We start from the raw sequence: 24,289 nt of genomic DNA, 5'->3' as shown, positions 1-24,289 counted from the left end.
AAGTTTTTATGATTATTAAAGTTCTTACAATAACTTTTAAGGTCTTATAAATAAAAAACCCGGTATTGAGACATACCGGGTTTTGAAAAGGATAAAAGGTAATTAGCTGTGTTAAAGCTTAGTCACACCCATATTATGTAATGTGAATCCAAAGATATCGGCGTATTGGTCGATGATCTTGCTCGTCGGTGTACCTGCACCATGGCCAGCATTCGTTTCAATACGAATAAGCGTTGGATTTGAACCCGTTTGCTTGTCTTGCAGTTCTGCTACAAACTTATAAGAGTGAGCAGGTACAACACGGTCATCATGATCGCCTGTCGTTACAAGTGTCGCAGGGTACTGCACACCCGCCTTTACATTATGCACTGGCGAGTAGTTTTTAAGGTACTTGAACATTTCTTTACTTTGATCTGCTGTGCCGTAGTCGTATGCCCAACCTGCACCTGCTGTGAAAGTGTGATATCTCAACATATCAAGTACACCAACAGCTGGCAGTGCAACTTTAAATAGCTCTGGACGTTGTGTCATTACAGCACCGACTAATAGGCCACCATTTGAACCACCATTTAGAGCAAGCTTCTTACTTGACGTATAATCTTTATCGATTAGGTATTCAGCTGCGGCAATAAAGTCATCAAATACATTTTGCTTCTGAAGCTGCGTACCTGCTTTGTGCCAGTTTTTACCATATTCACCACCACCACGAATATTTGCTACCGCGTAAACACCACCCATTTTCAGCCATGCAGCTCGAGAAGAGCTGAATGAAGGCGTAAGGCTGACGTTAAAACCACCGTAACCATACAGGATCGTTGGGTTTGAACCATCAAGTTCTAAACCTTTCTTGTAGGTGATAATCATAGGCACTTTAGTGCCGTCTTTTGAGGTGTAGAATACTTGTTTTGACTCATAGTTGTCAGGGTTAAAGTTAATCTCAGGCTTTTGATAAACTTCAGACTTACCTGATTTGATATCTAACTTATAAGACGTTGTTGGTGTTTTGTAGTTACTGAAAGCATAATATAAAACTTCGTCATCTTTCTCAGCACCAAAACCATAAGCTGTGCCTACACCAGGTAGCTCAACGGTACGAACTAAATTACCTTTTTTATCAAACTGCTTTACTTTAGATACGGCATCAACCATGTATCTTGCAAAGATATAGCCACCACCCATGCTCGGGCTTAGCACATTTTCAGTTTCTGGGATAAGATCTTGCCAGTTAGTAGGTGTAGGATTGCTCGCATCAACAGTAACAATGCGCTTATTCGGTGCGTTAAGGTTAGTAACTAAGGTTAGTTTACTGCCTTCGCTATCCATCACATATGTGTCTGAATTGGTGTGATCAAGGATAGTAACTAGCTTACTGTTTGGCTTAGTTAAGTCTTTGATGAATAACTTGTTGCCTGAAGTTGAAATGCTGGCAGAAATAATAAGATAACGTTTATCTTTGGTAACGCTCGCGCCAACATAACGATGTTTTTCGCTTGCTTTTGCGCCATAAATCACTGTATCTGCAGACTGAGGTGTATTTAGTTGGTGGTAATATACTTTGTGCTGATCAGTTTTTGCTGATAACTCACTGCCTTTTGGTTTGTCATAGCTTGAGTAATAAAAACCCTCATTACCGTACCAAGAAATACCACTGAACTTCACATCAACTAAAGTTTCACCAATTTGTTTTTTGGTTTCAGTGTCTAATACAATGACTTTACGCCAGTCACTACCACCTTCAGAAATTTGGTAAGCAACCAGTGATCCGTCCTCTGTAAAGCTAATGCCTGCTAAAGAGGTTGTACCATCTTCACTAAACGTATTTGGATCTAAAAATACTTCTGGCTCGCCATCTTCAAGTTGGCGATAAAGTACATATTGATTTTGTAGGCCATCATTTTTGTAGAAATAAGTATATTTGCCTTTTTTAAATGGTGTGCCGATTTTTTCGAAATCCATTAACTCGGTTAAGGTTTCTTTGATTTGGTCGCGGTAAGGGATATTAGCTAGGTAATCAAACGTTGTGTTATTTTGCGCTTTTACCCACTCTGCCGTTTCTGTACTCATATCATCTTCTAACCAACGGTATGGATCAGCAACTTGTTGGCCGAAATAAGTATCTACTACGTTATCTTTACGTGTATCAGGGTAAGAAACCTGTGTTTTATTTTGAGCTGCCACGTTTGAATCAACTTGTTCGTTTGAGCTATTACAGCCTGTCAGTGCGATTGCCACAGACAGTGCTAGTGCTTGCTTTAGCATAGTTTATCCCTTATTTGTTTAATAATTCATCTCGATATTTTATCTTTGGATGCAAGTATTCATCTGAGCGATAAGCAAGGGTTTTGGCTAGGTTGTTATTGAAACAAAACCAGTGTTTTAACCTCTCTAAGCACATGTCTTTTAATAACATGATGAATTATGCAAAGATTTGAAAAATCGAAATCTTCATTTTCGCCAGCTTAGTAATCACTCTAAAGAGCGCTAGAAGGCTAGATTTGAGTGATATTATCACTAGGAATAAATACTGAGAAGCAAGATGAGATAAAATTACCACATACAAATCAATGGTTTATTTTTCTATTAACATTGGTTTACGAATATACAGAGCACTGTAAAGGGGGTTAACAAAGTGATGAGCGCTTTATAGCTCATCACTTTAGGGGAATATAGGGTGTTATTGCGCTAAAGCGTAGCCACCTTTTAGATGGGCTACATGCTCAAACCCAAGTCTGACTAGCGCTTGCGCAGCAACAGAAGAGCGACTACCACTACGACATACAAGCACCAAGGGTTGGTTTTTGTTTAGTCGTTGTTGGCCAATGAAGTTTGCAAGTCTGGTTAATGGTACGTTTTTATCAAATTGTTGCGCATGGTTGAGTGCATATTCATGTGGTTCTCGAATATCAATCAGTTGCACGTCTTTAGTGCTGTCTAAATGAGCTTGTAAGGCACCGTTATTTAACTCTAGGAAGCTGTACTTTTGTGAGCAATTAGTCAGCGCACCACACATAATTTCTTGGTTGGCCTGGTCATGAATGTGGCTATCGAGTTCAGTCTTTTTACTCATAAACTCTGTAACTGAAATACGTCGACTTACAACGTCTGCTAATAACTGATTACGCTGCGTTTCTGCATTTAGAGTTGTGATAAACTCATTGTTATAGTCATGGCTTGGGCAAAGCAAGCTATCTAGTTCTAATAAGCTGCTTAGTAACTTTATTGATTGATACATTTGAGACGCATCACTGCTTTCAAAGTTTGTTCTACCTAGTGTGCCCATTAAAATTAAATCACCGCAGAAAGTATAAAGACTATTGAACTTACCCGCCTTTAACTCAGCTTTGTGGCAAACCGCCAATGAGATACTGTCTTGTGTATGTCCTGGCGTGGCAATTTTGACTAAAGCGAATTTCCCTACATCGATAAACGGCAAAGTCAGTGCATCGACTGTTACAACGTGACACTGGGTAGGCCAGCCTAGATGATCAGTCACTTGGTCTCTTAATTCATTATTTAACAGTTGTGTTCTGGCTGAAGCGTGATCAGCATGACCATGTGTGTCTATAACTGCTTTTAAAGTAAGGCCTTGGCATTCTAAAACGGTTAATAAACGCTGAGTGAGTTCTTCAAGTGGCTCTATAATGATTGCCTCTTGGCTCTCACCATCGACAAATAACCAACAGCAACTACCGCCGACTTTGAATTGCACTAATCCATCGAGTTTTGACTTATTATCTAAGTCACCCATGTTTACTAAGCAACTATGGCCAAGCGCTTTCGCACAATAAGCAATGCGTTCACAGGCTGTATCTATCTCAGCTTGTGTGGCTGCAGGACCAAAAGATAGACGAATTGCGGCTTCACTTTGTACTTGAGGCAGTCCCATTGCATCAAGCACAAAACTGCCTGTTACTTTCGAACTGCACGCTGAACCAGAGCTGACACGAATATTAGCTGCATCGAATAAATCTAAGATCTCTTTGGCACTAAACCCTGGGATAGCGAAGTTCAGTGTAGTTGGGACACTACACGCAAAGTTATTATTAAATACAATGGTAGGGAATGCTGTTGTTAACGCTTCAGCAAGTTGGTCGCGGTAACCGCGTAGTGTTTCTTTGGTGGCAAATACACCCGTACCCTGCCCAAGCAACTCATCGAAAATCACATTCAGTGAAGCTAAACCGGGTAAGTTTTCAGTTCCTGAGCGTAACCCACTTTCTTGCCCACCCCCTGCGATAAATGGTGTAAAAGGGGCTTGCTCACGAATGTAGACAAAGCCGATGCCTTTCATTGCATAGAGTTTATGACCGCTAAATGGCGCGTAATCAATACTCGTATTCGCGATATCCAGTTCAACTTTACCGAGTGCCTGAACGCAGTCAACCATCCAGTATGTATTGGGGTTATTACTTCTGATCACGGTTTCTAGTTTGTTTAAGTCTTGCTCTGCACCGGTCTCGTTATTGACGGCCATGGTGCAGATCATCAAAGCATTTGGTACTTCTTTGGCGATAAAATCTAAATCTAACAAACCATCTTTATTAACTGGGATGGCTTTAATTTCAGCATGAATATCAAGAATATGATTCCAGTGCTTTAGAGATTCAGGTACAGCTTTATGCTCAGTTGCACCATATAAAATACAAGGTTTTTTATCAGAGCTGTAGATCTGCTTCGCTTGATAAAGCGCAGACAAAATGGCCGTTTGGATCCCTTCGGTTGCGCCACTGGTAAAGATAACTTGCCCGCTACTAGCACCAATTACTTTGCGTGCTTTACTACGAGTTTGTTCCATTATTTGCTTAGCTTGAAGCCCTGTAATGTGGCTACTGCTCGGGTTGCCAAATTGGGTCTGCATGGTTTCAAGCGCAGCTTGCGCGGCCGCAGGTAATACAGGAGTGGTTGCGTTGGCATCAAGATAGATTTGACTCAATTGCTGCTGCTCAGTCATGACATAGCCTTTATTTATATAAAAATGCGCCCATATTGCATTTTGTTATATCTAATTACTTAAAGGAATATTAAGGGGTTTTTGATGCTTATTCAACCATAAAGTTTTTAAGGATTTGGTATTATTTCGCAGTCGTGTAGTGAGTTAGTATTTTGAACAGAAGTTCATGCCTATGTGTTTGGTTTGTGAATGAGTAAAAACACGATATTGAGGAGATAGCTAAGCCCTAAAAGCAGGCAGTTAATTCCAGATATTGAAGTATGCCTGCAAATAAAACAGGACTAAGGTTTATTGTATTTGTTCTTAAGCTGCTCTCTTGCTCTGTCTATTTCTAGCCAAATTTGCTGAATAAGCTCGGGGTTTTGTTTATAAAAATGTTTGTTAAATGGTAAATACCAAACAGCATCTAATAATTGTTCTTTGGAGGGTTTTATAACATCAGTGAGTTGATTTTCATAAAGTAGATGAAGTCCAATTAAGCGCTCTACCACATACCCATCTAATTTTCCTTGCGCCACCATTTTGAGACCTAACTCAGGGTCATATTGAAATGGGCTTAACCAATTTCTCTGACTCAACTCTTGCCAAACAACATACCCCAATGGTGCACCAAGTCCTTTATCTGGTAAATAGTCAGTCAGCGAGAATGTTAACGTTTGTTTTATAAAAACAGGATAAGTTGCCGTCCAGAGATGACCGTTTTTGTAATCCGGAAAAGCGTACTCTTTGTCTCTTTGCGGAGTTTTTATCATGGCAAATAAAGCATGGCTGTTACCTGCCTTGACATCTTTTTGACAGCGATTCCAAGGTTTGGCATCGAGTTGCACGATCACTTTGGCATTTTCAGCGGCAGTTTTTATGATATCGTTTAATAGCCCCTTAGTTTGATTTTCTTCTTGATAAATGTATGGCGGGAAATTGCTGGCTTCATGACAAATTTTAAGCGTTGTACGAGCATAGCTGTTTGACGAAGTAAAACACATGCAAATTACTGCACTTAAGTACAGGGCATGTTTTAAGTTTATTCTGGAGAAGCCAGTCGCTATCATTAATGAGGTGTTTTTTGTGGTTATTTTATACAGAATATAGTTGGTTTTGTATATTAACTCTACAAGTTAGCGGCTTTTTGATGAAGAAAGAGCAAGAGTGAACCTCTTGCTCTGTGAGAGTCTTAAAGGTTGTGTCTTAAATCAAAGCGGTCAAGTTGCATAACTTTGTGCCAAGCCTTGGCAAAATCATCCGCAAACTTTTGCTTTGCATTATCATAGGCATAAACTTCCGCAATGGCTCTGAGTTCAGAGTTTGAACCGAACACAAGATCTACCGTGGTCGCAGTATATTGTTTCTGTCCACTCTTACGGCTAAAGCCTTCATATAAGACTTCTTGAGCTGACTTTTTCCAAACCGTCGACATATCCAATAGATTAACGAAGAAGTCGTTGCTCAAAACGCCTATATTATCAGTGAATACGCCATGGCTACTACCATTACTGTTTGCACCTAAGACACGCAAGCCATCTACAAGTGCTGTCATCTCTGGCACTGTTAAATTAAGCTGTTCTGCTTTATCGACTAACATTTCGGCTGGAGAGCGATAGCTTTCTTTAGTATTGAAATAGTTTCTAAAGGCATCTGCTTTTAGTTCAAGTAGTGAGAATGACTTTACATCTGTTTGTGCTTGTGCGGCGTCAGTTCGGCCCGGTGTAAAGGGGATTGACACTGTTACGCCAGCATTGTCGGCCGCCTTTTCAACAGCAACTGCACCACCTAATACGATGATGTCTGCCATAGAGACTTTTTTATTACCATATGCTTTTCTGTTGAAATTGCTTTGTACAGTTTTAAGTTTACTGAACACCATGCTTAGTTCATCTGGGTTATTTACTGCCCAGTCTTTTTGTGGTGCTAACATAATACGTGCACCATTTGCCCCACCTCGCATATCTGACGCTCTAAAGCTTGCAGCTGAGCCCCATGCCGTTCTTATAAGCTGAGGGATGGTTAAACCTGTACCCAGAATATCGCGCTTTAAGTTTGCAATATCTTTTGCATTGACAAGCGTATGGTCGACAGCTGGTACAGGGTCCTGCCAAATTAACGCTTCACTCGGCACATTATCACCAAGGTAGCGAGCTTTTGGTCCCATATCTCTATGTGTTAACTTATACCAAGCTTTTGCAAATGCGCGGCGATATTCTTCTGGATTTGCTAAGAAACGCTCTGCTATTTTGCGATATTCAGGATCGTACTTAAGGGCTAAATCAGCGGTAGTCATAACCGGTGAATTAAACTTACCTTTCACATGTGCGTCTGGGACTGAAGTATGTAGCGATTCATCGGTTGGGATCCACTGAATTGCACCTGCTGGGCTGCGTGTCTGTTGCCATTCAAGGTTAAGTAAGTTTTGTAAATAAAGTGTCGTCCAGCGAGTCGTTGCTTGCGTCCACGCGCCTTCAAGGCCACTGGTCACAGTGTCTTCTGAGTGACCTTTACCACATTTATTTTTCCAGCCTAATCCTTGCTCTTCAATAGCTGCACCGCCGGGTTCTTTACCCACACATTGGCCTGCTTTGTGCACACCGTGCATTTTACCAAAGATATGACCGCCAGCGATTAGTGCAACGGTTTCTTCATCGCTCATAGCCATACGGCCGAAGGCAATACGAATATTCTTAGCTGAACCAAGTGGATCTGGCTTTCCTTTTGGACCTTCAGGATTAACGTAAATTAGACCCATATGCGTCGCCCCAAGAGGACGTTGTAGTTTACCGTCACGTTCCTCACGGTCACTGGCAAGCACTTCTACTTCAGGGCCCCAATAAACAAGATCAGGCTCCAAGTCATCAGTACGGCCGCCGGCAAAACCATATGTTTTAAACCCCATATTTTCAAGGCCAACTGTACCTGCCAGTATCATTAAGTCACCCCAAGAGATGCTTTCTCCATACTTTTGCTTTAATGGCCAAAGTAATCTTTTGGCTTTATCGAGGTTACCGTTGTCAGGTCAGCTATTCAGTGGGTCAAAACGCATTTGACCACCATCACCACCGCCACGGCCATCTAGTGTGCGATATGTTCCTGCGCTATGCCACGCTAAGCGGATGAACAATGGGCCGTAGCTACCCCTGTCTGCAGGCCTCCAATCTTGAGATGTGGTAAGCAACTCATTCATGTCTTTTTTGAGTGCCGCCATGTCTAGCTTATTGAATGCGTCTGCATAGTTGAAGTCACTACCAAGTGGATTTGAACGGCTGTCATGATCTCTAAGTGGCGATAAATCTAATTGTTCAGGCCACCAAAATTGATTTGATTTAGGCGTACCAACTGCAACATTACCAGTCCCCGTCGCCCCTTTTGGTTTACTCATTTGTGGCGAGCTGGCGCATGCGCCTAAACTTAAAATACCGAGACCTACAAAGGTGGAAAGTACCGACTTACGAAACTGAGTGTGGACCTTCATTATGTTCATCCTGTGCGTTAAATTACGTTCAACTTGATTGGTGTTAAGTGACAACATGAATGAAACGTAAAACCACTTTAATATCTAACTTAATAGGTAAGTTTTTAAATCACGTTTTGTTCTTTCATGTATCAAAACTTTGCACTCAAGTGTCCGGCTTGTTTACACCAGAATTGAGTATAGAAGGTGATCTAATTTATTATAAATTGATTAATTAGATTTATATGTTCAAAAAAAACAATGAAGAAGTGATGTCATAATTGGCATAAGAAATACGCTCAACTGGCTTTACTGTGTTTAAGCCAATCTATCAAAAATTGGCAAAAAGCTGGTTGAGGAATGGGCTTTGACCAGTAGTAGCCTTGACCGTATCTACAGCCCAGTTGCATTAAGATATTGGCAGTGCTCTTATCTTCTATACCCTCAGCAATGTTCTCGATCCCAATTGCGTGGCTCATCTTCAATATGGCATCAACTAAGTGGTATTGATTTCTTTCATGCATCATATTTTTGATAAAGGATTGATCAATCTTTAGGGTCGAAGCATTAAATTTAGTTAAGTAATTTAAGTTTGAATAACCAGTACCAAAATCATCAATAGAAATCGAAATACCCTGGGAAACCATTTGGTGAATTTGTGCCTGTATGTTTTTCTCGTCTTCAATGAATAGTGACTCAGTGATTTCAATGTCTAGATAAGAGGGGTCGAGCTTTTGTTGTTTTAAGGTTTTTAATACTAAACTGCCAAAATTGCCTTTTTTAAACTGTTCTGCTGAGGCATTGACTGACACTCCAAGCTGATTAAAGCCGAGCTGATGCCAAGTAAGACAATCTTTAGCTGCTTGTTTTACTACCCAGATCCCTATTTCATTAATTAATCCAGAAGCCTCTGCGACAGAAATGAAAATGGAAGAAGGAATTAATGTATCATCTGGTAAACGCCAGCGGATCAGCGCTTCTACCCCTGCAATGGAGTTGCTACTCAGTTCAATTTTGGGTTGATAGTAGAGCTCAAACTCTTGCTGTTCAATGGCACGTTTTAACCCTGCTAGCATAGCCAGTCTCGCTTTGCTTTGTTGTTCCATCTCTAAATCAAAAAATGCGTATTGGTTATGACCCATTTGCACTGCTTTAGTTAGCGCAGTGTGTGCTCTGCGTAATAGCGCATCATAGTGATTACCATCATGAGGGGCTATTGCAATGCCAATGCAGGCCGATACTTCTACTTCGTACTGTTCGACGTAATTGCTAAAAAAAGTAGTTTGCAATGCTTGGTGGGCAAAAGCTTCTATATCGTGGTAATCAGTTTCATCAATAAAAATAAAAAACTGATTGTTGGAGCTGTGAAAAATTTTGGCGTTATCTTCAGACAATGTATTTAGTCGTTGTGCAATCATGTTGATTAACTTGTCACCTATATCAAACCCCAAAGAGGCATTAATGGAGTTTAAGTTATTTAAGGTAAGCACCATTAATGCACTGAGTTGCTCTGTTTGATGATGGCGGTAGATACGCCCTTGGACATATTGCGTACAGGCTATTTCATTAGGCAATAGAGTTAATCTATTAGTCAGTGCTTTTCGCTGAGTTCGAGTTTTATTTCTAAGTGAATTAACATGCATTTTGATGAGTGTTTCGAGCAACTTATCAATGTCTTTCGTTAATAAGTAAACCACAGAGGCGAATATTAACATCACTAGGGCCATGTTGTGGGCTTTGCGCCAATCGGCGAATTCAGCAAGTGGTGAGGCTAATAATCCTGTATATTCTGCATAGGCTAAACAATATATGCTGATCACCATAAATGCGGTTGTAGAGATGATTAGTAGCCGACTGTTAAGCATGGCACAAAATACAAGAATGCATGGGTAGGCAAGTAAGCTGGTGTCGTAGAGTCCTTCAATATTCCATGCAAAAAAGAATGCCAGCAAGGTCAAAGTCCATATAAAAATACCAGACACCACAGGTAAGGTATCTTCACAGACAAACCAGTGCAAAAATATAAAGATTCCGATTGCGACGACAAGGGTGTAAGCGTAGCCTTGTTGATAAATTAATATGTTGAGAATAAAGAACAAGGCCAAAGAAATGCTGATCAGAAGAATAAATGACTTTAAACGCTTCACCTTATCCGTTGCTATTTGACCAAGAATACTGCTGTAGTCAACACTTTCTCTTTTATTCATATTTGCGCTCTAAAGTCTTAGTGGGGATCGCAAATGCCAGCGTTCTTCCTCCCCTTGTTTTAGATTCAGGTTTAATGGCATACATGGCTTTATCGGCTAAGTGAATAAGCTCTGGCTTGTGGCTTGTGTCATATGGGTAAAAAGCAGCACCAATACAAAGACCTACCTGCACATTAGCTTGGTGTGAGATAAGTGTATAAGGTTTAACGATCCGTGTCGTGAGTTGCTCACAGAACAATTCAAAATCAGCTTTGTTAGTATTTTCTAATACGACCACAAATTCATCGCCTCCCCATCGACACGCTATCCCATTGCTCGGGGTGAGCTGTTTTAACTGATTTGCCACGAATATCAGCACTTCGTCACCGGCATCATGACCATAGATATCATTAACCTGTTTAAAGCCATTGAGATCCATCAAGGCAAATACGAAAGGTGTTTTATCTTTTATGAGTTGATCAATTCTTTTCTCACCAGCATGGCGGTTAGTCATATTGGTTAGGGCGTCATAATCGGCTCGTCGGCTTAACTTATCGAGTTCGTCACGTTTTTTAGATACATCATTGAGTGTGATTTGATAATACGATTTTAAATCATCAGTAATGATGCTAGAAACAACCACTTGTAACCAGATGGTTTTACCTTGCTCCTTAAATTTTAGTCGATGCTCACCTATGGCGATTTCATCATTCAAAAATGCACTATTGACAGAGCGAGTCACTAATTCAGGTGTTTCAAATAGTTCACTGAGTATCGGCCCATAGTTTTTCTTTATGGGTTGCTCTATTCGTTCTATTAAAGATTTAAAGGCTTTATTAGTGAGAAGTATATTGCCTCTAGGCTCCATTAAAATGATGGGGGCGACGGAGTTTTCGAATAGTAACCTGAAGCGTTTTTCTAAAAGTTCTATTTCAGATCGTAATAATCGCTCTTGAGAGATTTGTTCTTCTGCTTTTTCTAATAGTAGGTTGATGTCTTCAACTAAATTACCTAGCTCGCTTTTGTCGTGAAAAACAGGCTTTTTTAAACGTCTTGCTGTACCTGGATTCAGTGAATGCAGACTATTTGCGATAATAAGAATGGGCTTAGTTATGAAGTAAAATGCAATAAAAATAGCAATGACAGTAACAACGAATGCTTGTATTAGCAAAGAGTTAGATAAGAAACTTGCCGCATTTTGTGAGTCTTCTTCTATATAGGCTAAATTGTGCTGAACTTTGATTGAACCTAACGACTCTGAGGGTACAAAAGGAGAGTAAACCATGAATTCTGTTTGTTTTGCAGGTTCAGATTTAAAGGTCTCACTTTGAATTGAAAATAGCTCCGATTTAAACGATGCAGCTAAGATAGCTTGGTTGTTACTAAGGCCATTAATCACCTCTTTTGCTAGTTCTTGATCACCTAAATAGGCCGCAATATTGGCCGTTGGTGCAACGACCTCATAAAGCTGCTCAATACTGGCCTGAGTTTTATCTAGGTTTTTTTGATACGCCAGTTTAAAAAATACCTGCGACGAAATAAAACCCACAAACACGGCAGCAAAGCTAATTGATATTGCGAGCCTGAGTAATAAGCCACTCTTATTCATATAACTCCAAGATGACTTTTACTTTTTGTTTTTGTTGTTTAGTTAAAGCGTCGCTAAATACATAACCAATGGCATTGGGGTTTTCGGCTATAAAGTTTAAAACCATCTGCTCGTCAGAATATGTTTCTGGAGGGGTAGCTCTACCGGTAAAACGAACTCTAGACCAATACGCATTTACTCTCGATAAAGGCATATTCACGAGCCTTTTGTAGAAAGTTGATTTCAATCCCTCAGGTGTGAGTGTATCTAATGGTTGAGCAGATTGATTGTCAGGGAAAGCAACATATCGGCCCATATATAAGTCAATTAACTGCTTTTTAGACAGTGAGTCTGTAGCATTGTCGGCATGCACAATGATAGAAATAGGCTTAGCCGTTGCTTTATTCATTATGCAGCAAGCGAGTATTAGGGTGAGGAAGATAATTAACTTTTTCATAGCTAAAAAGTAAAACTCACGCTAAAAAACAGGGTGGTAAAAGACTCTTTTGGTGCCAAGGTATTCATACCTTGATATGACCACAGCGCCCCCCCTTGAGCATCAATATTAGTGTGATCAATTTGTAACTTGAGGGCAATATTGTCTTTCACGTCGTATCTGACACCGAGAGAATGGGTTTGTTGATTAGGGCTGAATACACGAAATGATTCATTAACCGCTAGAATAATCTCCTCAACTTGGTTAGGTAAAAATCGCTGAATATTGACCGCATCGTTAAACTCACTCGGATCGGATTCTGTGATCGCAAAGGTATAAAATAGTTGCCCTTTATTTAAATTGTAGGTCGTACTGATATAGCCGCTACTTACAGCCGAAACCACTGATGAATCGCTGTGGAGGTGAGCAAACTCGGTCAAAAAAGTCATTGGCCCCACGTTATATTTGAGTCCTGCAGAGCTAAAATATGCTTTTTTATTTATTAACGAAAAGTCGTTAATAAAAGCAGCTTTATCGAGCCAAATTACGTCAGGTATCTGTTGTAAGCCACCAATAATTTCATCCATTTGAGAAATGTTATTTATTGTTCGTGCCTGGGTGTGTTTGAGCGATAAAGTCCAGTCGAACTGACTGAGCTCAAATGAGAGGCCAATGACATTATCTATGTCTAGTTTTACATTAGCACTATCAAGCGCGATATGACTAGAAGAGCGACCAGTGAATAATTTAACACGGTAGTCTAAGTAGTTATGACTTTTGAAATAGGTAAAGTCAGCGCCATCTAAGTAGCGATATGGCAACAAACCATAGACTTCTGTAGGCACTTTTGCCCACGGGTAAGCAAATCCAATATCTCTGAATTCTGTGAGTAAGTACAGGTCGAGTTGCGTGCGGCCAACTCTTAGTTCCCAATTAGGGGCAGGTTTATATCTTAAAAAAGCCAAGCTGAGAGCGTTGTCTAAGGTGACTTTTTTTTGCCCGCGATAAATTAACTGGGTGACGAGGTCGAAATCATGTAATAAAGATATGTCAGCTTGAATGCCTAGAGAACTAATGGCACTAAAGTCCAAAGTATCTTCAAAGTTGTCATTATCTCGTGAGATATCAGTTCTAAAGCGATAGGTGTCAGAATTGGAATGGACGGCTCCTATGTTGCCAAAGCCACTAATGGTTGCACGCTCAGCACAAATACCAAAAAAGCTTGATAGACATAATAAAGCGTACAGAAATCGCAACATCTAACATCTCACCGATAATTTATATAAACGCAGTAAATAAATTATAGCGGATGTTTGGCTTTTCGAAATGAAATGAGTAAGTTTTCAGCGCCTTGTATGGTTAATATCAAAAAAGGAGCCAATTGGCTCCTTTTAAATGCAATGTGCGATGATTATTTGTTCACAATCGCGTTGTGATAGATGTTTTGTACATCATCACAATCTTCTAGCATAGTCATAAACTTTTCAAAGTTAGCTAGATCGTCTTCGCCTGTGATCTCAACATGTGTTTGCGGTACAAAAGTGATTTCATCTACTTCAAAGTTAATGCCTTCGAATGCTTCTGTTAATGCTGTTTTCGCTTTGAAGTATTCAGTGTGAGGCGCGAATACAGATACTTTGCCGTCTTCAACTTCAACGTCAGTTACATCAACATCAGCCATCATTAATGCTTCAAGCACCACTTCATCATCGTCGCCATCAAATCCTAAAATAGCTAAGTGATCGAACATGTGAGCTACACAACCCGGGCTGCCGATTTTCGAATCTGTTTTTGTGAATGGCAGACGTACATCTTTGATAGTACGATTCGGGTTATCTGTTAAACAGTCAACGATAACCATACAGTTACCAGGACCGTAACCTTCGTAACGTGCTGGAGAATAGTCTTCACCTGCACCACCCGCTGCTTTCTCAACGGCTTTATCGATAACGTGTGCTGGTACTTGGTCTTTTTTCGCTTTTTCGATTAGACGACGTAAAGATAGGTTTGTTTCAGGATCTGCACCGCCGTTTTTAGCTACAACGTAGATTTCCTTACCGTATTTAGAGTTAACTTTGGTTTTTGCCGCCGCCGTTTTTGCCATGGCGTTTTTGCGGACTTCAAATGCTCTGCCCATCTTAATTCTCGTGTTATGAATTTAAAAAATTGCCCAGATTCTAGCAAGACTCAAGGCTTTGAGCTAGAGGGCAGCGAGATTAGCAGCATATTTTTGAAAACCAAACTTTACGAGAGCACTAATTTAGTCAATTGTGAAAAGTGCTCGATTGTATGCGTCGCTGCATCTGCGTAGTCAGGGTGCCCATCAAGAATATACAAACAACTGTCCATTTGCGCATTGTCTGCAGCCTGAATATCAAACAAAAAATCGCCAACGTAAATACACTGCGAAGGGTTTACTTGCCAATTATCTGCAACTTGCAGTAATGCGGTTGGATCAGGTTTTGCGGGGGCATCGTCCCGGGTGAGTACAATATCAAACTCTAGACCGGTTTTTGCCAGCTTCAGTTGTGCCGCGTATTGGCAGTTACGCGTTACAACCGCCATTTTGATGTTTTGCCTTGCCAGCGCTGCAAGACACTCTACAACACCCGGCATTAATACTGCTGATTCAGCATCTTGGTATTCATGGCTTAAGACAATATCCATGGCAGCTTGAGCTTCAATCTCTGGCAGCTGTTCAATATAGGTCAATAAATCTGTGTGTTCAGTACATCCGATTTCAGCGCGAATATGTTTAAAGTTTAAAGAGGAGCTGACTAACGTGTTGTCTAAATCAAAGATAACACCTTGGTAGTTAGCATTTACTGCAGTTTGAGTCATAAAAGTGAGTGGTCTTTTTGAGCGTAATCGTAATATATACGAAAAGATTAAAAGGTTGGATTAGGGGGGAAAGATAAGGGCTAATAAATAAGCAGAGCCTGAGCTCTGCTTCAAAATAATACCAATCCGCAATAACACTTAATCATTTTGAGGGATTAAACCTGATGATAGCTGCGTTAAAGATTTCTCATTTAGAACAACTAAACAACGAAATATTTGCCTTGCTACCAACAAGGTTTTCTCGCCTCAAAATAGACCACTTAGTTAAGCGGATTGGTATAAAGCAAAAAGCGGTTACTTATCAAAATGCACGGTGAGCCAGTTGTCTTCACCGTCAAAATGTAAGGTTTTTACTTTGCCTTTACCTTCGAAGTTGACCATGTTGACTTGATCTGCCCAAACGTCTCTTAGTGCACCGTGTTGCATTCGCAACGCGCTAAAATCTGCAGGAATTTGCGTTTCTTGGTATACCCAAAAAAACTTTCCATCAACTTCCTGACCGACTAAAGAAAGCTTGAGAGGTGTTTTATCTGCTAACTGTAAAGCCACTTTACGATTTACATATTGTGCAAATTCTGCTCTATCTTTAGCGTGCTTAAACAGATCGGCATGACCGCCAATCAAGGTTTCTACAGCGTGCTCTGTATCATGCAAATAAAAGCGATGCATGAGCTCAAGATTACCTGTACGCTCATTGATTAATATGGTTGTCATTGCTGCTTTTAACTGGTGAGCGGCGACTTGACCGCTCAACAGTAAAAGTAAGCTGGCAGCAAGCCAAGCTCTCATGGATTAATCCTTCTTCTCTTTTTCGTCTTTGTCATCTTTTTTCAACTCAGTTTTGATGTCATGCATGATATCACGACGAACTTTTGCTGAGCTCTTCTTACGTTTGTATACTTCTAAACGAGAAGGAATGATTTGACGAGGGTAATGGTTGTTCTCAATGTCGACATCAGCAGTTTCCCAGCGAGGGTCAACTACAACAGATTTTAATGGCTTGTCTTTATCTGTGATGATTAACTTACTCACTTTATTCGGGCTACGACGCCAAATCTCAGCTGGTAGCATACGCTCTTCCGTCGAACCGTCTTGATACGTCAGCTCTAGAATGATTGGCATTACCAAGCCACCTAGGTTGCTAAACTCCATGACATAATAGTTTTTGTCTTCTTCAACCGCTCTATCTAGGGCTTTACGCTCCCAAGGTTTAAGCTTTTTCAAGAAGCTCTGATACGCATTTCGCTCTTTGTTGGTCACAGTAAAGCGATCATTGTCATCGTAGAAGTCTGACACGTCTTTGTTTCTATCAATCCAAAGCGCTTTGCCTTCTTCTTGGTTACGTTTGTTGAACAGTGACATAGGTTTGCTTTGTTCAAACTCACGCAAACGTGCATAGTCGATATCTGGGTTCTTAGTATCAATACGTAATTGATAAACTTTGTCTAGCGAGATATCAACATGATCTGTGGTATAGAACCAGCCACGCCAGAACCAATCTAAATCGACGCCTGAAGCCTCTTCCATGGTTCTAAAGAAGTCAGCTGGGGTTGGACGTTTGTATTTCCAGCGCTGCGAGTATTCTTTAAATGCGAAGTCGAATAGTTCACGGCCTAAAATCACCTCACGAAGAATATTCAGTGCAGCTGCTGGTTTGGTATAGGCATTCGGACCAAGATTCAATACGCTGTCAGACTGCGTCATAATCGGCACTTGGTTTTGAGACTTCATGTAAGGCACGATATCGCGCGGCTCTACGCCCCAAGGAATGTTTGGATCCCATTCACGGCCAGCGACGCCATCTAAGAAGCTGTTAAGGCCTTCATCCATCCAAGTCCATTGGCGCTCATCTGAGTTAACGATCATCGGGAAGTAAATATGACCAATTTCGTGGATCACAACGCCAATCAAGAAACGCTTCTCGGCTTGTGAGTATGTGCGTGAGCCATCATCTCTCAGCTCTGTACGCGGACCATTGAAGGTGATCATTGGGTATTCCATACCGCCTACAGGGCCGTTCACTGACTGTGCGACTGGATATGGGTAATCAAATGAGAAGCGCGAGTACACTTCCATGGTGTGGATCACTGACTCAGTTGAGTATTTTTTCCAAAGATCACCGCCCTCTTTCGGGAAGAAAGACATCGCCATAACAAGTGGTTGCTCTTTACCACCTTGTTGATAGCCTTTGGCATCCCACATAAACTTACGAGAAGACGCCCAAGCAAAATCTCGCACATTTTCAGCTTCGAAGCGCCAAGTTTTGGTTTTGTCTGTGCCTGCCTTTTCGTTTTCAATCGCTTCTTCTTCAGTCACAACAAAAACAGGGCGTTTTGCAGTTTCTGCTTCTTTTAAACGCTTTAATTGTGTTTTTGTGAGTACCTTTTTGGCGTTTTTCAGTTCACCTGTTGATGAAACAATGTGGTCTGCAGGTACGGTGATCTCTACATCATAATCACCAAATTCCAGTGTAAACTCACCACGACCTAAAAACGCTTTGTTTGTCCAAGCTTCATAGTCAGTAAAAGCGGTAAGACGCGGGAACCACTGCGCCAGTAAGAAAATATCGTTGCCATCTTCTTCAAAGTGTTCATAGCCCGAGCGCGCGCCAACGGCATCTTCTTCAACAATGTTAAAGGCAAAATCAAGGCTGAACTCTGTCGACTTGCCAGGCTTTAATGGCTCGTTTAAATCGATACGCATCATAGTATCGACAATCGTAACTTTTAGTGGCTTGCCGTCTTCGTCTTTGACATCACTGATCACAAAACCCAGCTCAGTGTCATCCATAAATTGTTGGCGACGAAGCTGGTTTAAGCTGATCTTTGCTGGTTTTGCTGCAGGATTGCTTTGCAGGCTATTTTTAAATGTAGCACTTCGCTCAGCAAGTGAGTCTTGCTTAAAAATATTTTGGTCTAGTTGCATCCAAAGATATTTTAGCGTGTAAGGTGAATTGTTTTTGTACTCGATACTTTGCTCAGCGGTTAAACGGCGCTGCTTTTCGTCTAATACAACGTCTATGTCGTAATCGACTTTTTGTTGCCAGTAACGTTCACCTGGCTCACCTGCTGCGTTACGGTAGACGTTTGGTGTTGGCAGTACTTCGTCTAATTGACGAAACTTATCTACAAAGTTGCCTTTTGTTTGCTCAACAGCACTAGCAACCGCTAAGCTCGATGCCATAAGCGGTATACACAGTGATAAGGCACTGGTTATTTTTTTCATATGTTTTCCTAGCTACCCAAGATATTGTTGTTCAGCACTTATCTATTCTTTGTAAGTTTGTGAACGAGAGAATGTTTTGCACTTTAATAGTTGCATAACGCATTGAGCGTCGCAAAAGCATCAAGAAAATGCAATTAAATTGAGATAAAGTAACGTTTTAATGTTTTTTAGTGACTTTTTGGACGTTTTGTTCCACTAAAGTACAAGTTCGAAATTCATCGATATCAACGAAAATATAAGCAGAAAACAACAGCAGCTAATTCATCTTACGTTTATTTTGGTGGTTTATGCTGGGTATTAACAAATTTGATCAAAAAACCTTAGTTTGACTGTTGATATTTACTGCGAATTATTTTTAAATTCGCGCTCTTTGATTTTTGAGCAAATAGTTACGTTAAAAAGTTGGCGTTAGTTTTGCTCTGTATAGTGTACCCGTTTACAGTAAAATGTGGTGAGCAATATGGATTTCTACATCCTGAAAAAGCAAGACAAGCTGGTGGCTATTCCGGCTGATGAACAAAACTGCAAACAATATTTAGAAGATGGCTACTTTTATGTTGATAAAGTTGCCGCTTGTAATGAAAAGTCCGCACTTGAAGTGTTGCAGAATAAGCAAACGAAAGTGTTTAAAACTCCAGTTTTGTTATTTTTACTGGCTTTGCCTGTCGTTGCCTTTATTTGGTGGCAAATTACTCGTTAAACAAATACTTAAAGCGGTGTTATAGTAGCGTTTCAATGCGAAAGGGAGCGCTACATGAAAGTATTACACACTTCTGATTGGCACTTAGGTCAACAGTTTTACGAACATCACCGTGTTCAAGAGCATCAGCATTTTCTTGATTGGTTGGTGACAACGTTACAACAACAGGCGATTGATTTATTGCTTGTTGCCGGTGATATTTATCATACAGCAACCCCTCCCTCTTCTGCCGAACAACAACTTTACCAATTTATAAAGCAAGCCAAACAGGCATGTCCTGAATTGCATATCGTTATTATTGCAGGTAACCACGACTCTGCGAATCGCATTGAGACCGCTAAACCTCTTTTAAAACAATTTGATACTCATGTTATTGGCCGATATGACAAAGCAGCCCCAGCAACTTGTCTAGTGAATATTGAAACTGAAAAGGGTAAGGCACAAGTGGTTGCTATGCCCTTTTTGCGCCCTGCTGATGTCACACTAGATACACAAAATGATAAAGCTTACCAACAAGGTGTGGCGCAAGCTTACCAATCGGTGGTTGAACTGTGCGAAGAGAGCACCGCCCCTATTATTGTTATGGGCCACCTGCACGCCAAAGGCGGCACCATTAGTGAAGATTCAGAACGGAATATCAGCATAGGCGGTTTTGATGCCGTAACAGCAGAAGTGTTTACCGATAAGGCCGATTATGTTGCGCTCGGCCATCTTCACAAAGCCCAAGTGGTAGCAAAATGCGACGCAAAGCGATATTGCGGTACGCCGATGCCGATGTCATTTTCAGAAAAAAACTATCAACACCAAGTACTCGTGTGTGAATTTAATGGCAAAGCATGCGTGAGCGTAAACCCCCTTTACACACCAAGGCTTAGAGAGCTGATAGTGCTGCCTGAAAAAGGAGGGGCGGATATTGATGCACTGTGCGATGAAATCGAACAGCTAGATTTAACATCGCACGAAGCGAGCCCTTATCTTCGCTTACGACTTAATGCCAGCGAGACCGATAGCCAGTTTAGGGAGAAGATTTCATTAAGCCTAAAAGATAAAGACATTTTATTTTGTGGCATTGAGCGTGTTCAAGATGTGCAAAAGCATGACGATGAAGTAATTTTCCAAGATTTAGGTCAAGTCGAAAAATTAAACCCACTTGATTTGCTAGATATGGTTTTTAAGCAGCAGGTCGATTCAGAGCAGGACTTACCTACAAAATTAGCTGACTGCTTAGCCGAAGTTTTAAATGCCATGGAAGAGGAGCAAAATGCGTGAAATTACTTAAAATAACAATCACAAATTTAGCCTCTATCACCCACGCTGATATTGATTTTGAAAAAGCGCCCTTAGAGCAAGCCGGATTATTTGCAATTACTGGCGACACAGGCGCAGGTAAAAGCACCCTGTTAGATGCGATCTGTTTAGCCCTTTATGCAAAAACAGCCCGTTTAAAAAATGATTTAAAGAACACAGTGTCGTTCAATGGTGACGACATTAAGTTAAACGACCCAAGAAACCTGCTTCGCCGAGGTTGTGCAGAGGGCTCTGCAGAGGTGACTTTTTTAGGTCAAGATGGGGAGTGTTATTTAGCAAAATGGTCTGTTGCCCGAGCGCGTAAAAAAGTCTCAGGTAAACTCAAAACACCAGAGCACGAGATTATCCGTCTTAGTGACGAAACCTTGTTGGCCCATAAAAGCGCGGCGGTTAAAACGGTCGAGCAATTAATCGGTCTTAGCTTTGATCAATTTACCCGTACTGTGTTACTTGCTCAACATGAGTTTGCCGCATTTTTAAAAGCCAGTAGCGATGAGCGCGCACAACTTTTAGAGTGTTTGACTGCGACTGATAAATTCAGTCGTATTGGTCAGCTGATCTTTGAAAAACATAAAGAAAAGAAAGCAGAACTCGAGCGATTAAAAGATAGCTTAAGTGCCTATGTGTTATTAACCGATGAGCAACTTGAGCAATTAACCCTTGAGGCGCAAAATCACCAACAGCAGTTAGATGAATTAAGAGCGCAGCAAGCTCAGCACAAGTCGTCATTGCAATGGCTAGCAGAGTCAGCCCAATTGCGAACTCAATTAGTGCAAACAGAGCAGGCTATTCAAGAAACAGACGCCAAACTGACAGAAAAAGCACACACATTTAATGAAGCAGAGCAAGCACAAGCCGCTTTTGAGATTGCCGATAATCGCCAACAATGGACGGTGACAAAAAACAATTTAAGTGCACTAGAGTTAAAGCAAAGCGAGCTCAAAACAAAAAACTTTGCTGAGCAAATCCAGCAAGCACAAGATGCGTCGAACAAGGCGTCTGATGCGCTACAACAAACCGAAGTCTATGTGACAGAGCAGCAAAGTGTTCTGTTTGAAGTTAGGCAACTTGATACGAAAATCGCGAATGCTGATTCAGTATTACAGCAGGTCTTAAAGCAGCAGAGTGAGGTTGAGCAACAGCAGGCTAAGCTTTCAATAGAACAGCAAAATACCAATACGCAATTACAACAAGTACAGCAACAAAGTCACGAATTAGAGTCGTTATTAACTGCCAATAACAGCTTACAAAGTACAGTTGAAAACTGGTCTCACCTCAAAGGCTTGTTAGATGACATCATAGATAAACAGTCTCAGTCTCAGTGTGCGCGCGCTTCATTGCAACATGCGCAAAAGCAGCATCAAGAAAACGCCCAACAAGCAGAGCCGCTCAAGTCTGGGTTATCACAATTACAATCACAATTGATTTCGGGGCAATCGTCAATTGATGTACTCCAGCAGCAAGTTGAACAGTTAAACATCGATGATTTGCAATCAGCGGCTCAGCGGCTGCAACACGTGATTGCTTTGATGCAGCACATTTCAGATATCAGTGCGGAGCAGTTACAACAACAATCTTCAATGGCAAGTAACTTCCAAAAGAAACAAGCCATTGAAGTGCAAATGGCAGATACAGAGCAGCAAAAAGAGCTAAGTAAGCAACGGGTACAAGTGACTCGGGATAACTTAACGCAAGTTCAACTTCGTGCTAGCGAGAGCATCAGCGCATTACGTGTAGATCTAAAGCCTGGTCATGAATGTATGGTCTGTGGCTCAAAAGAGCATCCCTACGCGGTTGATCATATTGATAGCCATTGGGCAAACTTACTAAATGACTTTTCCACTCAACACAAACAGGCTGAACAAGCTTACGAACAAGCAATGCAACGTAGCCAAGTTCATTTAACTGAATTTGAAAAAGTGAACGCTAGATATCAAGAAAGCAAACTACAGCATCAGCGTTTAACGAGCAAAGCATCTGAGCTTCAAGGACAACTTGAACAGTTTAGCGAATACCAAGGGTGGTCGCTGCAGCAATGTTTAGATCATCAACAAATGCTTCTACAGCAGCAACAGCACTTCACAGGTCTTCAGTCGCAATTGCAAAAAGCGTGGCACACTCAACAAGAACAGCAAAAGTTGTTTGAGCAACAACAAGCGCAGTTAAATGCCATCACACAGCAAGCCACTGAGCTTTCTCATCAGATTGAACAACAGCAAAATACACTTACTCAACTTTCGCAAGAAATAAATCGTGCGCAACAACAAGCGTGTGATTATTATGCCGATGAAACATGGTGGGCGCAGTTTGAAAATGCCCCACAAGCTGCTTTGGCTTCTTTAACAAAAGCGGTTGATGAGTTTAAAAATAATAAAGAGAAACTAGCTCAGTTTCAGCAGTCTCAACAAGCATTAACGCTGCAGCTGAATCATTTACAAGAATCAGCTGTGAATGTTTCAGAGCAGTTAAACGGCATTAACAGCACAGTTGAAAATGCGCGCTCAGAGAAATTGAGCTTTGAGCAAGCAAGGTTTGAGCGTTTACCACAAGAGATCAGCGCTGATGAATGGCAAGAAAAGTGTCAGGCACAATTAAAAGCAAGGCAACATGATTTAAATACTTGCTCTGAACAATTGAAGCAGATCTTGCAAGCTGAAAAAGATAAAGAAAAAGATCTGACGAATATAGCTGAGCAGATCGAGATTTTACTAACTCAAAAAGCCACGCTTGAGTCGCGCTTTGAACAATGGCTTAATGAAAAGTCACAGAACTATGCAGACTTGAATGAAGAGCGAGTCTCTTACTTACTCACGCTTCCCGTAGCGGACATTAAGCAAACCTTGTCTGAGTTTAAACAGTTATCGCACGGCAAAGTAGAGCTATCAGGCAAGTTAAGTCATTTAAAAGAGAGCTTGCATAAGCATTTAGCGAAAGCGCTGACCGAGCTAACTGAGCAACAAATTAATGAGCAGTTAGTAATTTTAGAGTCTAAGTTTCAACAAACGCAACAACACTGGCTGAGTGTGAACACGCAGCTTGAACAACATCACAAAAATGTCGAAAAACTGGCAACTGAACAGCAAAAGCTCAATACGCTTCAGGCTAAGTATGAACACTGGCACTTGCTTGATAAATTACTCGGTGATGCCACAGGTAAAAAGCTGCGTAATATTGCGCAAACTCAGACATTAAAGATTTTACTGCAATATGCCAACCAACATTTAGCGAGTTTGTCTAAGCGATATCGCCTGACTGTGATTGGTCACTCTTTGAATATTGCTATCATTGATAAAGATATGGCCGATGAGCAGCGCTCCGTGAATACGCTTTCTGGTGGTGAATCTTTTTTAGTTTCTCTGGCTTTGGCGCTAGGGCTTGCTTCACTTTCTTCAAACAAAGTAAATATTGGTTCGCTATTCATTGATGAAGGCTTTGGCACGTTAGATCCTGAAACCTTGAGTGTGGCGCTAGATGCTTTAGATGCTCTGCAAGCACAGGGTAGAAAGGTGGGCGTGATCTCACACGTAAATGAAATGTCAGAACGCGTTGCCACGCAAGTACAAGTTAAAAAACAGCCCGGCGGTTATTCGAACGTATTAATAAAAGGTGCTTAAT

Annotated in this window: 14 protein-coding genes and 1 pseudogene; 3 read left to right on the top strand and 12 right to left on the bottom strand. The window is 41.0% G+C overall.

Annotated elements, in window-relative coordinates; genetic code table 11:
• Positions 1–111: 111 nt before the first annotated feature.
• From ACGHEH_RS07235 to ACGHEH_RS07180, 12 genes and pseudogenes are all read right to left on the bottom strand, one after another.
• Positions 112–2,259, bottom strand: coding sequence for a prolyl oligopeptidase family protein (locus tag ACGHEH_RS07235; protein ID WP_390443402.1), 2,148 nt, complete (start codon positions 2,257–2,259; stop codon positions 112–114).
• 415 nt (positions 2,260–2,674) lie between these two features.
• Positions 2,675–4,951, bottom strand: coding sequence for an aminotransferase class V-fold PLP-dependent enzyme (locus tag ACGHEH_RS07230; protein ID WP_390443400.1), 2,277 nt, complete (start codon positions 4,949–4,951; stop codon positions 2,675–2,677).
• Positions 4,952–5,232: 281 nt separating this feature from the next.
• Entirely contained in the window at positions 5,233–5,934 is a 702-nt protein-coding gene (locus ACGHEH_RS07225) for a transporter substrate-binding domain-containing protein (RefSeq protein ID WP_390443398.1), read from the bottom strand.
• A gap of 188 nt (positions 5,935–6,122) precedes the next feature.
• A pseudogene (katG, locus tag ACGHEH_RS07220) lies at positions 6,123–8,411 on the bottom strand (catalase/peroxidase HPI).
• A gap of 278 nt (positions 8,412–8,689) precedes the next feature.
• Complete coding sequence (locus tag ACGHEH_RS07215; protein WP_390443395.1) at positions 8,690–10,597, bottom strand: putative bifunctional diguanylate cyclase/phosphodiesterase; 1,908 nt, start codon at positions 10,595–10,597, stop codon at positions 8,690–8,692.
• Positions 10,590–12,185 carry a diguanylate cyclase domain-containing protein gene (locus ACGHEH_RS07210; protein WP_390443393.1) on the bottom strand — a complete coding sequence of 532 codons (1,596 nt, stop codon included), beginning with the start codon at positions 12,183–12,185 and terminating at the stop codon, positions 10,590–10,592. Before ACGHEH_RS07210 ends, ACGHEH_RS07215 begins: the two co-directional genes overlap by 8 nt.
• On the bottom strand, positions 12,178–12,573 hold the full coding sequence (locus tag ACGHEH_RS07205) for a hypothetical protein (RefSeq protein ID WP_390443389.1): 396 nt from the start codon (positions 12,571–12,573) through the stop codon (positions 12,178–12,180). The genes ACGHEH_RS07210 and ACGHEH_RS07205 overlap by 8 nt, the downstream gene beginning before the upstream one ends.
• A gap of 50 nt (positions 12,574–12,623) precedes the next feature.
• A complete protein-coding gene (locus tag ACGHEH_RS07200) occupies positions 12,624–13,859 on the bottom strand; it encodes a hypothetical protein (RefSeq protein WP_390443386.1) in 1,236 nt (411 codons plus the stop codon).
• A 152-nt stretch (positions 13,860–14,011) separates the two neighbouring features.
• On the bottom strand, positions 14,012–14,737 hold the full coding sequence (locus tag ACGHEH_RS07195) for a YebC/PmpR family DNA-binding transcriptional regulator (RefSeq protein ID WP_390443383.1): 726 nt from the start codon (positions 14,735–14,737) through the stop codon (positions 14,012–14,014).
• A gap of 107 nt (positions 14,738–14,844) precedes the next feature.
• The gene (locus tag ACGHEH_RS07190; protein WP_390443380.1) at positions 14,845–15,441 is read right to left on the bottom strand and encodes an HAD family hydrolase; all 597 of its coding nucleotides are present in this window, start codon (positions 15,439–15,441) and stop codon (positions 14,845–14,847) included.
• A gap of 294 nt (positions 15,442–15,735) precedes the next feature.
• Complete coding sequence (locus tag ACGHEH_RS07185) at positions 15,736–16,230, bottom strand: DUF6702 family protein (protein WP_390443378.1); 495 nt, start codon at positions 16,228–16,230, stop codon at positions 15,736–15,738.
• 3 nt (positions 16,231–16,233) lie between these two features.
• Positions 16,234–18,666 carry a M1 family metallopeptidase gene (locus ACGHEH_RS07180; protein ID WP_390443375.1) on the bottom strand — a complete coding sequence of 811 codons (2,433 nt, stop codon included), beginning with the start codon at positions 18,664–18,666 and terminating at the stop codon, positions 16,234–16,236.
• Between the two features lie 460 nt (positions 18,667–19,126).
• Between ACGHEH_RS07180 and ACGHEH_RS07175 the strand changes: the two genes are divergently transcribed.
• From ACGHEH_RS07175 to ACGHEH_RS07165, 3 genes are read left to right on the top strand one after another with little or no spacing between them, the layout of a single operon-like run.
• Positions 19,127–19,366, top strand: coding sequence for a hypothetical protein (locus ACGHEH_RS07175; protein ID WP_058031728.1), 240 nt, complete (start codon positions 19,127–19,129; stop codon positions 19,364–19,366).
• Between the two features lie 54 nt (positions 19,367–19,420).
• Positions 19,421–20,635: an exonuclease subunit SbcD gene (sbcD, locus tag ACGHEH_RS07170; RefSeq protein ID WP_390443373.1), complete on the top strand. Its 1,215-nt coding sequence runs from the start codon at positions 19,421–19,423 to the stop codon at positions 20,633–20,635.
• Positions 20,632–24,288: an AAA family ATPase gene (locus ACGHEH_RS07165; protein ID WP_390443370.1), complete on the top strand. Its 3,657-nt coding sequence runs from the start codon at positions 20,632–20,634 to the stop codon at positions 24,286–24,288. The genes sbcD and ACGHEH_RS07165 overlap by 4 nt, the downstream gene beginning before the upstream one ends.
• Position 24,289: the final 1 nt, after the last annotated feature.

The organism is Pseudoalteromonas sp. MTN2-4, from assembly GCF_042848605.1.
Taxonomy (GTDB): Bacteria; Pseudomonadota; Gammaproteobacteria; order Enterobacterales; family Alteromonadaceae; genus Pseudoalteromonas.
The sequence above is the reverse complement of the archived record's forward strand: the minus strand, read 5'-3'. Positions and strand labels throughout refer to the sequence as shown.